Source organism: Pseudomonas sp. LSJ-87, from assembly GCF_032971465.1.
In the GTDB taxonomy this organism is placed as follows: Bacteria; Pseudomonadota; Gammaproteobacteria; order Pseudomonadales; family Pseudomonadaceae; genus Aquipseudomonas; species Aquipseudomonas putida_Z.
Genome location: NZ_JAWJYQ010000017.1, coordinates 208,341 through 219,209, shown reverse-complemented (window position 1 = coordinate 219,209; position 10,869 = coordinate 208,341). Strand labels below are relative to the sequence as shown.

The 10,869-nt window shown below is 64.7% G+C and carries 11 protein-coding genes; 6 read left to right on the top strand and 5 right to left on the bottom strand.

Going from position 1 to position 10,869, the window contains the following annotated elements:
• Nucleotides 1–245: 245 nt before the first annotated feature.
• Genes asd through RYH74_RS12260 form a run of 3 tightly spaced genes read right to left on the bottom strand, consistent with a single transcriptional unit; the run spans nucleotide 246 to nucleotide 3,508 of the window.
• Nucleotides 246–1,109: an archaetidylserine decarboxylase gene (gene asd, locus RYH74_RS12270; protein ID WP_075046534.1), complete on the bottom strand. Its 864-nt coding sequence runs from the start codon at nucleotides 1,107–1,109 to the stop codon at nucleotides 246–248.
• A 9-nt stretch (nucleotides 1,110–1,118) separates the two neighbouring features.
• Nucleotides 1,119–1,928: a rhodanese-like domain-containing protein gene (locus RYH74_RS12265; protein WP_075046533.1), complete on the bottom strand. Its 810-nt coding sequence runs from the start codon at nucleotides 1,926–1,928 to the stop codon at nucleotides 1,119–1,121.
• A gap of 44 nt (nucleotides 1,929–1,972) precedes the next feature.
• The gene (locus RYH74_RS12260) at nucleotides 1,973–3,508 is read right to left on the bottom strand and encodes an HDOD domain-containing protein (RefSeq protein WP_075046532.1); all 1,536 of its coding nucleotides are present in this window, start codon (nucleotides 3,506–3,508) and stop codon (nucleotides 1,973–1,975) included.
• Nucleotides 3,509–3,638: 130 nt separating this feature from the next.
• Here RYH74_RS12260 and motA point away from each other — a divergent pair, with 130 nt between their 5' ends.
• Together motA and motB are read left to right on the top strand one after the other, a co-directional pair.
• Nucleotides 3,639–4,490 (top strand): flagellar motor stator protein MotA, encoded by an 852-nt coding sequence (gene motA, locus RYH74_RS12255; RefSeq protein WP_015272014.1) that lies wholly within the window; start codon nucleotides 3,639–3,641, stop codon nucleotides 4,488–4,490.
• 3 nt (nucleotides 4,491–4,493) lie between these two features.
• Nucleotides 4,494–5,507, top strand: coding sequence for a flagellar motor protein MotB (gene motB, locus RYH74_RS12250; RefSeq protein ID WP_075046531.1), 1,014 nt, complete (start codon nucleotides 4,494–4,496; stop codon nucleotides 5,505–5,507).
• A gap of 184 nt (nucleotides 5,508–5,691) precedes the next feature.
• On the opposite strand, the gene rsgA is transcribed toward motB, so the two are convergent.
• Entirely contained in the window at nucleotides 5,692–6,723 is a 1,032-nt protein-coding gene (rsgA, locus tag RYH74_RS12245; RefSeq protein WP_025340832.1) for a small ribosomal subunit biogenesis GTPase RsgA, read from the bottom strand.
• A gap of 143 nt (nucleotides 6,724–6,866) precedes the next feature.
• On the opposite strand from rsgA, the gene orn reads away from it, so the two are divergent.
• On the top strand, nucleotides 6,867–7,409 hold the full coding sequence (orn, locus tag RYH74_RS12240; RefSeq protein ID WP_317409466.1) for an oligoribonuclease: 543 nt from the start codon (nucleotides 6,867–6,869) through the stop codon (nucleotides 7,407–7,409).
• Nucleotides 7,410–7,510: 101 nt separating this feature from the next.
• Nucleotides 7,511–8,122, top strand: coding sequence for a trimeric intracellular cation channel family protein (locus RYH74_RS12235; RefSeq protein WP_013974442.1), 612 nt, complete (start codon nucleotides 7,511–7,513; stop codon nucleotides 8,120–8,122).
• A gap of 289 nt (nucleotides 8,123–8,411) precedes the next feature.
• Here RYH74_RS12235 and queG read toward each other — a convergent pair whose 3' ends face one another.
• The gene (queG, locus tag RYH74_RS12230) at nucleotides 8,412–9,476 is read right to left on the bottom strand and encodes a tRNA epoxyqueuosine(34) reductase QueG (protein WP_317409465.1); all 1,065 of its coding nucleotides are present in this window, start codon (nucleotides 9,474–9,476) and stop codon (nucleotides 8,412–8,414) included.
• A 65-nt stretch (nucleotides 9,477–9,541) separates the two neighbouring features.
• Here queG and RYH74_RS12225 point away from each other — a divergent pair, with 65 nt between their 5' ends.
• Both RYH74_RS12225 and tsaE read left to right on the top strand, forming a co-directional pair.
• Nucleotides 9,542–10,402 carry an NAD(P)H-hydrate dehydratase gene (locus RYH74_RS12225; protein WP_286100655.1) on the top strand — a complete coding sequence of 287 codons (861 nt, stop codon included), beginning with the start codon at nucleotides 9,542–9,544 and terminating at the stop codon, nucleotides 10,400–10,402.
• On the top strand, nucleotides 10,390–10,863 hold the full coding sequence (tsaE, locus tag RYH74_RS12220) for a tRNA (adenosine(37)-N6)-threonylcarbamoyltransferase complex ATPase subunit type 1 TsaE (protein WP_025340827.1): 474 nt from the start codon (nucleotides 10,390–10,392) through the stop codon (nucleotides 10,861–10,863). Before RYH74_RS12225 ends, tsaE begins: the two co-directional genes overlap by 13 nt.
• The last annotated feature ends 6 nt before the right edge of the window (nucleotides 10,864–10,869 follow it).

Here is a 10,869-nt window from a genome sequence, read left to right as displayed (position 1 = left end):
CAGTCGGCCAAGCAGGCGATTTCTACCCTGGGGCTGGATGGGGTGTTGTATCTGCTGGGCCTGCGCGACCGCGACGCGCGCGGCTGATTTGCAAATTTGGGGCTGCTTCGCAGCCCTTCGCGGGCACGCCCGCTCCCACAGAGAGAGCCGCGCTTACCCTGTGGGAGCGGGCGTGCCCGCGAAGGGCTGCGAAGCAGCCCCAATAAAAAGGCCCTGCAGTGCAGGGCCTTTTCATACTGCTCGAATCAAGCCTGCACAGGCACCGCCAACTGCTGGCCCATGCGCACCGCGGAACCAGCACCCAGGGTCTCCGCCCACTTCACCTGCTCCGGCCCGAACAGCACGATAGCAGTCGACCCAAGCTTGAAACGGCCCAGTTCGGCGCCTTTCTCCAGGTGGATCGGCGCGCGGCTGGCTTCGTCGTAGCGGAAGGTCTTCAGTTCACGCTTGGGTGGCGTCACCAGCCCGGCCCACACGGTTTCGATCGAAGCGACGATCATCGCGCCCACCAGCACCACGGCCATCGGCCCGCGCTCGGTATCGAACAGGCAGACCACACGCTCGTTGCGGGCGAACAGCTCGGGGACGTTCTCTGCGGTGGTCTGGTTGACCGAGAACAGGCGGCCCGGCACGTAGACCATTTCACGCAGGGTACCGGCCAGCGGCATGTGCACGCGGTGGTAATCCTTGGGCGACAGGTAGATGGTGGCGAACTCGCCGCCCATGAACGGCGCGGCCATGGCCGGGTCACCGCCCAGCAGCTCCTGTGCGCTGAAACCGTGGCCCTTGGCCTGGAAAATGCGACCGTGCTCGATCGGGCCAAGCTGGCTGACGGCACCGTCGGCTGGGCACAGGATGGCGCCCGGGGCCTCGTCCAGCGGGCGGGCACCCGGCTTCAGGGCGCGGGTGAAGAATGCATTGAAGTGCTCGTAGGCGCTCAGGTCCTCGACCAGCGCTTCGCTCATGTTGACCTGGTAACGCTTGGCGAACCAGGCGGTGAAGGCGTTCTTGAACCAGCGCACGCGGCACTCGGCGATGCAGCCGGCCAGCCGCGACAGCAGGTGGTGCGGCAGCAGGTACTGGCTGATGATGAACAAACGGGATTTCATGCAGGTTCCTTAGACTTCTACAGGCGTGTCCGGGTGGTTGCCCCATTCGCTCCACGAGCCGGCGTAGGCCTTGACGCGCGGGTAGCCGAGGGCCTTGGCCACCAGGTAGGTGAAACCGGAGCGGCGGTGGGTCTGGCAGTGGGTGATCACTTCCTTGTCGGGGGTGATGCCCAGGTTCTGCAGGACTTCGGCGATGTCCTGGCGGATGCGCAGGTGGTCGTTGAGGTCCATGCCGGCGGTCCACTCGAAGTTGATCGCGCCGGGGATGTGGCCGCCCTTGGCTGCCAGCACTTTCTCGCCGCTGAATTCCTGCGGGCCACGGGCGTCCCAGATGACCAGGTCGTCGGCGCCCAGGCGGCTTTGCAGGTACTCGCGGGTGGCGGTGGGCGAACTGTCGATGCGCAGGTGCACCGGCGTGTTGCCGCTGGCGGGCACTTCTGTGGAGAGCTTGTCGGCGGGCCAGGCCTGGATGCCGCCATTGAGGTAGTGGTAACGCTTGTGGCCGATCACGTCGAGCAGCCAGATGAAGCGCCCGGCCCAGCCGCCGCCCTCATCGTCATACACCACATACACGGCATCGTCGCGGTGGCCGAGTTCGCTGAACAGTTTTTCCAGCTCGCCCAGGGCCGGCAGCAGGCCGGGGGCGGGGGGCTGGCCAAGCTGGGTACGCTTGCCTTCGACGAAGCGTGCGCCGGGGATATGCCCGCTGACATAGCGGTTGGCGCTGCTCAGGTCGACCAGGATCAGCTGTGGCGAATCCAGGCGCGGCAGCAGGTCCGCGGCTTCGATCACCAGGGGCAGGCCGGAAAAGTCAGTCATCCACGGTCTCCAGTGTGGAAAGAGGGGCGATTGTAGCGCAAGGCTCAGGCCTTGCGGTTGGCAAACACCGACAGCGCCCGTTCGGTGCACTGTGCGGTCTTGCCGAAGGCTTGCACGCTGATGTCGGCCAGCGGCCGGCAGCCCTGGTCAGCCACCATCAGCATCAGCACCTGGTCCGCCACCGCCAGCGAGCGCAGCAGCACGTGTTCGCTGCGGAACAAGGCACGCAGCGGGGCCGGCAGCAGGGCCGAGAACTGGCTGTGGTTTTCCGGGGTGATACGCAATTGCCCGGCCTTGGCCAGCAGCTTTTGCAGCAGTTTGTTCTGCGCCACCGGCAGTACCAGTGCCCCGGCTTCCTTGGGCAGGCCGGCCATCTGTTGCACGCGCAGCTGGTCGTTGGCCTTGTCCAGGCTCAGCAGCAGGATCCGCTGCATGCCAGAGGCCAGAAGGGCCTCGATAACCTGCGTGGCCAGGTGCACGCTGTTGGTGAACGGGCTGGGCTGGGCCAGAAGGTCTTGGCACAGCTTGCGCCAGCGCGCCAGTTCGTCGCCGGTGGGCGGTGGCGGAGCCAGCATGTCTGGGTGCGGGCGGCGCTGGTGCCAGGGCCAGATCAGCGCTTCGGCCGGGTGGAACAGGGCATGCTGGGCATGGCGGCGGGCGCTGGCCGCAGCCTGCTGGTGCACCTGCTGCTGCACGTCTTCCAGCGAGGTCTGCAGGTACAGTGCGGTCAACAGCTGCCAGCGCAGCAGGTGCGGGTTGTCCCAGCCCACCTGTGCCGCCAGGGCCAGGTTATTGGCCAGCAGCACGGTGTTGGCCGGCTGGTTGAACCAGCGGCGCAGGCCAGGCTCGGCGTCCAGGCGGTGTTGTTGGCTGAGCAGGTCCGGGTCGCGGGCGATACTGAGCACCTGGGCCAGTTGTTCGCGTTCTTCCAGCAACAGGCGGTAACCCTGGGTCACCCATTGTGGCAGGCGCCAGTACTCCGCCATGGTCTGGCAAAGCTCCATGATGCGCACGCCAAACAGTTCTTCCTCGACATGGGCGGCGTCTTCGCCCTTGTGGATAACCCGCAGCTCCCAGGTATCGAGCAGCTTGGGGTAGGCCAGCGCCAGCGGCCAGAGTGGCGACAGGAACAACAGGCTGCCCCAGTGGATTTCCTGCCACAGCCGTGCCAGGCGGCTGGCGAACAGGCCGCTGGCCTGCTGCGAGGCGTGCTGGCTGATCAGCTGGAACTGGCACAGTACCGGCGGGATCTCTTCGACGGGCACAGCTGGCAGGCGTTTGAGCAGCTGTTCGCTGCGCTCCAGGCCCAGGCGGTTGAGGGCGACTTCCAGGCTTTCGGCGGGCTCTGCCAGGCTGGCATTGGTGGGGTGATTGGCTTCGCGCATCACCGACAGCACCAGTGCCGGGCTATCCTGCATCAGTTCGGCGATATCGCGCAGCGAGCGGCGGCTATCGTGGATGGCGGCCATGACCCGGTCGTAGCTGTGCTTCGGCACGGGGATGCGAACACTCTCGAGCAGCTTTACCCAGGCCTCTAGCGTACGTGGAGCCTGAGCGGGCACCTTGGTTTCAATTGGCATTTTGACATCAGTCCGAACTGGCTTTTCGCATTGAGTGGCTATAGTCTGGCGCAGTTCTGCCGATAAGTAGAAGAAGAGTTTTAAAGCTCCCGTCTCTTCCCCTGACCACGACAGCAAGTGCTTTGAACCTATGGCTAAAATTATCGGCATCATCGTCGTATTCGCGAGCGTGCTCGGCGGATACGTGCTTTCCCACGGCAAGATCGCGGCGCTGATCCAGCCGTTCGAAGTACTGATCATCGGCGGTGCGGCCTTTGGTGCATTCCTGCAGGCCAACCCTGGCCACATGACCATGCACGTCATCAAGAAGTCGATGAAGATGTTCGGCTCGCGCTTCACTCATGCCTTCTACCTGGAAGTGCTGGGCCTGGTGTACGAGATCCTCAACAAGAGCCGGCGCGAAGGCATGATGGCCATCGAGGCCGACATCGAGGATGCCGCCGCCAGCCCGATCTTCGCCAAGTACCCGACGGTGCTGGCCGATGAACGCATGACCGCGTTCGTTTGCGATTACCTGCGCATCATGTCCACCGGCAACATGGCCCCGCACGAGCTCGAGGGCCTGTTCGACATGGAACTGCTGAGCATGAAGGAAGAACTGGAGCACCCGTCCCATGCGGTGACCGGCATCGCCGACGGCATGCCCGGCTTCGGTATCGTTGCGGCGGTACTGGGTATCGTGGTGACCATGGCCTCGCTCGGCGACGGTGACCAGGCCTCCATCGGCCTCCATGTGGGTGCGGCACTGGTGGGTACCTTCTTCGGTATCCTGGCGGCCTACGGCTTCTTCGGCCCGTTGGCCAAGTGCCTGGAACACGATGCCAAGGAAGAGCTGAACCTCTACGAATCGATCAAGGCTTCGCTGGTGGCCTCGGCCTCGGGCATGCCGCCTTCGCTGGCGGTCGAGTTCGGGCGCAAGGTGCTGTACCCCAAGCACCGCCCAAGCTTCGCCGAACTGGAACAAGCGGTTCGCGGTCGCTGAGTCATGGAGAACAATCAGCCCATCATCGTCAAGCGCGTCAAGCGCTTTGGCGGCGGCCATCACGGCGGCGCCTGGAAAATCGCCTTCGCCGACTTCGCCACGGCGATGATGGCGTTCTTCCTGGTGCTGTGGCTGTTGTCCACGGCCACACCAGAACAGAAGATCGCCATTGCCGGCTACTTCAAGGACCCGATCGGCTTCTCGGAAAGCGGAACGCCCTACGTCATCGACTTGGGCGGCTCGCCTCAGCTGGCGCCGGAAAAGACCATCAACCCCGAAGCCAAGTCGGAGCCGACGCCTGATACCAGCATCCAGCTGGACAAGGACCAGGTGGAGACCATGGCCGAGCAGGTCGAGCGTGAGCGCCTGGAGTTGCTGCTGCAGGAACTGCAGAACAAGGTAGAAGAGAACCCGCAGCTGCAGAAGTTCAAGGACCAGATCCTGTTCGAGATCACCCAGGACGGCCTGCGCATCCAGATCATGGACGCCGAGAACCGGCCGATGTTCGACATTGGCAGCGCGCGCCTGCAGCCGTACTTCGAGGACATCCTGCTGGCCATGGCCGACACCATCAAGGCGGTGCCGAACAAGATCAGCATCAGTGGCCACACCGACGCCAAGCCTTATGCCGGTAGTGGCGAGTTCGGCAACTGGGAACTGTCGGCCAACCGCGCCAACGCCGCGCGCCGTGCACTCGTGGCCGGCGGCTACCCGGATGACCAGGTGGCGCGGGTGGTGGGTTATGCCTCGTCGTCGCTGTTCGATCGCAAGGACCCGTTCAACCCGGTTAACCGCCGCATCGACATCATCGTGCTGACCAAAAAGGCCCAGCGCAATATCGAAGGCGAACAGGGCGTGCCGGAAGCACCGGCTGCCGAGCCTGCACCGCCGGCCGCTGCGGCACCGGCGGCGCCAGGGGAGGCCGGGCAGGCCCCCATGCAGCCGCGTGAACTGCGCCAGAAGCTGAACATCTTCGAAGAGGGGACGCTGAAGATGGATGAGGCCAAGGACCAGTAAACCGTTTTTCGTCCGGCGCGGTCCCTTGTGGGAGCGGCCTTGTGTCGCGAAAGGGCCGCAACGCGGCCCCGGCAATATTTGCTGCTGATATCTGGGGCCGCTGCGCGCCCCTTTCGCGACGCAAGGCCGCTCCCACAGGATCGCGCCGTAGCTGAAGCCGGCGCAGAACCTGTGGCGCAAGCGGTCAGTAAGCGTCTTCCGGCAAACTGGCAATGATCGAACGGTAGCTGTTCATCCGTTGCTGCTTGATACGCCCCTCGTCCAGCGCCTTGAGCAGCGCACAGCCCGGTTCGCGATCATGCTTGCAGTCGCGGAAGCGGCAGGTGCCGAACAGGTCGCGGAACTCGATGAAACCATCCTCCACATCACTGCGGCTGACGTGACCCAGGCCGAACTCGCGGATGCCCGGCGAGTCGATCAGGTCACCACCATTGGGGAAGTGGTACAACCGCGCGGTGGTGGTGGTGTGCGTGCCCTGGCCAGACCACTCCGACAGGTCGCCGACACGGGTGCCGGCGTCCGGCAGCAGGCTGTTGACCAGCGACGACTTGCCCACCCCCGACTGGCCGACGAACACGCTGATGTGGCCGTCGAGCATCTGCTGCAGGCGTTGCATGCCGTCACCGTGGTGGGCCGAGACCTCCAGCAGCGGGTAGCCCAGCTCGCGGTAAACCTCCAGCAGCGCATGCAGGCCCGGGCCGTTTTCGTCGTTGATCAGGTCGGCCTTGTTCAGCAGCAGCAGCGGGCGAATGCCGGCGTGCTCCGCCGCCACCAGATAACGGTCGATGAGGTTGGGGTGCGGCTCGGGTGCGGGGGCGAAGACGATCACGATCAGGTCGACGTTGGCCGCCACCGGTTTCAGCTGGCCGTGGTTGTTTGGCCGGCACAGCTCGGTACTGCGCGGCATCTGCGCGACGATCACGCCAATGCCCTGGTTGCCCGAGCGCCATACCACGCGGTCGCCGGTAACCAGCGCCGGCAGGTTGGCGCGCAAGTGGCAGCGGAACACCTGGCCCGCGGCTTCGCCGTCCTGGGCTTCCACTTCTACCTGCACACCGAAGTGCGCAATCACCAGGCCCAGCTGCTCCGGCCCCAGGTCGCCACCCTCCAGTTCCTGCAGCACGTGCTGTTCGCGTTTGGCCGCACGCGCGGCGCGCTCGTTCTGGATTTTTTCGATGCGCCAGTTCTGGCGGCGATTGAGCTGGCGTTTGGCCATGAAGGTTCCGTGCGTGGGGGCAGGTTGAAAACGGCAGGCAGTTTAGCACGCCAGGCGCCGGACCATTTGGCTTACCTTCGCGCCGTGAATGGGCGTGCCTTGGCCACTACGCTACTATGACGGCCTATACGAGGAGCCCCCGCATGCAAAACCCACAGAACCTGATCTGGATCGACCTGGAAATGACCGGCCTGGATCCGGACAGCGACGTCATCATCGAGATGGCCACCATCGTCACCGACAGCGAACTGAACACCCTGGCCGAAGGGCCGGTGATCGCCATCCACCACAGTGACGAAGTGCTGGCGCGCATGGACGAGTGGAACACCCGCACCCATGGCGCTTCGGGCCTGACCCAGCGCGTACGCGAGAGCAAGGTCGACATGGCCGACGCCGAGGCGCAGACCATTGCCTTCCTCGAGCAGTGGGTACCGAAAGGCAAGTCGCCGATCTGCGGCAACAGCATCTGCCAGGACCGCCGCTTCCTCTACCGGCACATGCGCAACCTGGAAAACTACTTCCACTACCGCAACCTGGATGTCTCGACCCTGAAGGAGCTGGCTGCACGCTGGGCGCCTGATGTGCGTGACAGCTTCAAGAAGGGCAACACCCACCTGGCGCTGGACGACATCCGCGAATCGATCGCCGAACTGCGCCACTATCGCGAGCACTTCATCAAGGTATGAGCCGAAAAAGGCGCAGATATTGTATCTGCGCCCTCTTTTGGTGCCATGGGCAACTGGTTAGACTGCGCGCCTTTCTCGCCCGCCCGCACGGACCCCGCACCATGTTGTTGATGCTCTACCTCATCGCCATCACCGCCGAAGCCATGACCGGCGCGTTGTCTGCTGGCCGCCGCGGCATGGACTGGTTCGGCGTGGTGCTGATCGCCTGCGTCACCGCCCTGGGTGGCGGCTCGGTGCGTGATGTGCTGCTCGGGCATTACCCGCTGACCTGGGTGAAGCACCCGGAGTACCTGGTGCTGACCAGTTGTGCGGCGCTGCTGACCATCTTCATCGCGCCAATGATGCGCCGCCTGCGCTCGTTGTTCCTGGTGCTCGATGCCCTGGGGCTGGTGGCCTTTACCCTGATCGGTTGCATGACCGCACTGGAGATGGGGCAGGGCATGCTCGTGGCGTCGATCAGCGGGGTGATCACCGGGGTATTTGGCGGGATCTTGCGGGATATCTTCTGTAACGACATTCCCCTGGTATTCCGCCGCGAGCTGTACGCCAGCGTGTCGTTTGCCGCGGCTTGGTTCTACCTGGGCTGCGTGTATTTCAAGGTGCCGGCGGAGCAGGCGATGCTGCTGACCTTGTTTGGCGGGTTCCTGGTGCGGTTGCTGGCGATTCGGTTCCATTGGGAAATGCCCAAGTTCCACTACAACGACCAGCAGTAGCCTTGACATGCGCCCCCTGTGGGAGCGGGTTCACCCGCGAACACGGGCGCAGCCCGTGCCATCCACCGCGCGGGTAAACCCGCTTTCATAGAACTGTACATAACTCATTGAATTAGCAGGGACCCTGTGGGAGCGGCTTTAGCCGCGAACACCGGCGTAGCCGGTGCCATGCACCGCGTTGGATTCTTCGCGGCTAAAGCCGCTCCCACAGGGTACGAGGATCGCTTGCGAGTTCAGTTATCTGTGCGACAACGCAGCCCATATGGCTGGGCAATCTCCCTCAGGGGGGCTACGAAATGCCGTGCTGCGCCAGCGCCCACTCCACATGCTCCCTCACCAGCTCCGAGGCATCTTCGCGCCGCGCCTTCAGCGCTTCGATCACCGGGATCGTAGATGGCGCATTGCCAAGCCCCACCGCCAGGTTGCGCAACCAGCGCCCATACCCGGCCCGGCGCAATGGCCCGCCTTCGGTCTTGCGCAGGAAGGTCCTTTCATCCCACAGGAACATCTCCGCCAGCTCGGCATTCTCCAGCCCGTGCCGTGGCTGGAAGTCCTGTTCCTGGCTGTGCCTGGCAAAGCGGTTCCACGGGCAGACGATCTGGCAGTCATCGCAACCGAACACCCGGTTGCCCATCTTCGAACGCAACTCGACGGGGATCGGCCCCCGCAGTTCGATGGTCAGGTAGGAGATGCAGCGTCGTGCATCCAGCACATACGGCCCGACGAAGGCCTGGGTCGGGCAGATGTCCAGGCAGGCCTGGCAGCGCCCGCAGTGTTCGCTGGTGGTGGCTTCGTCCACCGGCAGCGGCAGGTCGACGAACAACTCGGCGAGGAAGAAGTAGCTGCCCGCCTTGCGGTTGAGCAGCAGAGTGTTCTTGCCGATCCAGCCCAGCCCGGCCTGCTCGGCCAGGGCCTTTTCCAGCACCGGAGCGCTGTCGACGAAGGCGCGGTAGCCGAACGGGCCGATGGCTTCCTGAATGCGATCGGCCAGGAACTGCACGCGCTTGCGCACCAGCTTGTGGTAGTCCCGGCCCAGGGCGTAGCGCGATACGTAGGCTTTTTCCGGCTGTGCCAGGCGCTGCGCCATCTGCGTGTCGCCAGGCAGGTAGTCCATGCGCAGCGATACCACGCGTACCGTGCCGGGGATCAGTTGCTCTGGGTGCGCGCGTTTGCTGCCGTGGGCGCCCAGGTAATCCATCTCGCCCTGGTAGCCGGCGTCGAGCCAGCGCTGCAGGTGGTGTTCGTGTTCGCCAAGGTCGACCCCGGCGATGCCGACATGGGCAAAACCGAGTTCTTGGCCCCAAATCTTGATCGATTGGGCCAGTTGGGCGAGGTCAGGCGTACAGGCGGACATGGATGGGCAAGGCAATACGGGCTCAGGTGCGTATAATTCTGCCAGACATTGGAGCCTTTGACCCCATGCCGCAGACCAAACACCCCGGCCATACCCCTCAATTGCTCAGCAGCGTGACTGTCGCGCACCTGCCGGCACGGCATGCGCATGCCCATAAAGGCGACTTCGGCCATGTACTGGTGGTCGGTGGCGACCTCGGTACCGGCGGCGCCGTGCTGCTCAGTGCCGAGGCCGCCCTGCGCTGTGGCGCGGGGCTGGTCAGCGTGGCGACCCGGCCTGAACACGTGACTGCCAGCCTGGCGCGCCTGCCCGAGGTCATGTGCCTGGGCGCCACTTCGGCCAACCAGCTGATGGGCGTGCTGGAGCGCGCTTCGGTGCTGGTGGTCGGCCCTGGCCTGGGCCAGGCGGCCTGGGGCCGCAGCCTGCTGTCGGCGGTGGCCAATGCCGAGCGCCCGCAGGTGTGGGACGCCGATGCCCTGAATTTGCTGGCGCGCACCCCGCTGGCCCTGCCCAGTGGCAGCATCCTTACCCCGCACCCCGGGGAGGCGGCGCGGCTGCTGGGTATTTCCACCGAGGCTGTGCAGGCGGACCGCGCGGGCGCCGCACGCAAGCTGGCGCGCCGTTACAACAGCGTCTGCGTGCTCAAGGGAGCCGGCACTCTGGTGGCCGACCCGGCCGGGCAGCTGCTGCTGTGCGAACGTGGCCACCCGGCCATGGCCGGTGCCGGCCTGGGCGATGTGCTGACCGGTGTATTGGCGGCGCTGCTGGCCCAGGGCCTGGATGCCTGGCATGCCGCGGGGCTGGGGGTATGGCTGCACGCCTGTGCCGGCGAGCGTCTGGGCGTTAAAGGTAGAGGCCTGGCTGCCAGCGATCTGGCGCCGGTCATTCGTGAGTTGTTGGAGGAGCATTCTGCGTGTCTGGCTTAAACCTGTTTCTGGCCGATGAAGCGGCCACGGTCGAATTCGGCGCACAACTGGCCGGGGTGACCGGCGGTCACGGCGTGATTTTTCTGGAAGGTGACCTGGGCGCGGGCAAAACCACGCTGTCGCGTGGCCTGATTCGTGGCCTGGGCCATACTGGTGCAGTGAAAAGCCCGACCTTCACCGTGGTCGAGCCTTACGAGATCGGTGAGGTGCGGGCATTCCATTTCGACCTGTATCGCCTGGTCGATCCGGAAGAGCTGGAGTTCATGGGCATTCGTGACTATTTCGAGGGCGACCCGCTGTGCCTGTTCGAGTGGCCACAAAAGGGTGCGGGCGTTTTGCCAAAGCCCGACCTGACCATTACCATAAGCCCCCAAGCGGGCGGACGCTCGCTGATCCTTTCGCCGCAGGGGGCTCGCGGCGAGGCCTGGTGCGTTGCACTGGCCGAACACTATAAACAGTAAGTGGGG

Coding starts and splice junctions, on each gene's coding strand:
- asd (WP_075046534.1), bottom strand. CDS start 1,109: ATGAAATCCCGTTTGTTCATCATCAGCCAGTACCTGCTGCCGCACCAC.
- RYH74_RS12265 (WP_075046533.1), bottom strand. CDS start 1,928: ATGACTGACTTTTCCGGCCTGCCCCTGGTGATCGAAGCCGCGGACCTG.
- RYH74_RS12260 (WP_075046532.1), bottom strand. CDS start 3,508: ATGCCAATTGAAACCAAGGTGCCCGCTCAGGCTCCACGTACGCTAGAG.
- motA (WP_015272014.1), top strand. CDS start 3,639: ATGGCTAAAATTATCGGCATCATCGTCGTATTCGCGAGCGTGCTCGGC.
- motB (WP_075046531.1), top strand. CDS start 4,494: ATGGAGAACAATCAGCCCATCATCGTCAAGCGCGTCAAGCGCTTTGGC.
- rsgA (WP_025340832.1), bottom strand. CDS start 6,723: ATGGCCAAACGCCAGCTCAATCGCCGCCAGAACTGGCGCATCGAAAAA.
- orn (WP_317409466.1), top strand. CDS start 6,867: ATGCAAAACCCACAGAACCTGATCTGGATCGACCTGGAAATGACCGGC.
- RYH74_RS12235 (WP_013974442.1), top strand. CDS start 7,511: ATGTTGTTGATGCTCTACCTCATCGCCATCACCGCCGAAGCCATGACC.
- queG (WP_317409465.1), bottom strand. CDS start 9,476: ATGTCCGCCTGTACGCCTGACCTCGCCCAACTGGCCCAATCGATCAAG.
- RYH74_RS12225 (WP_286100655.1), top strand. CDS start 9,542: ATGCCGCAGACCAAACACCCCGGCCATACCCCTCAATTGCTCAGCAGC.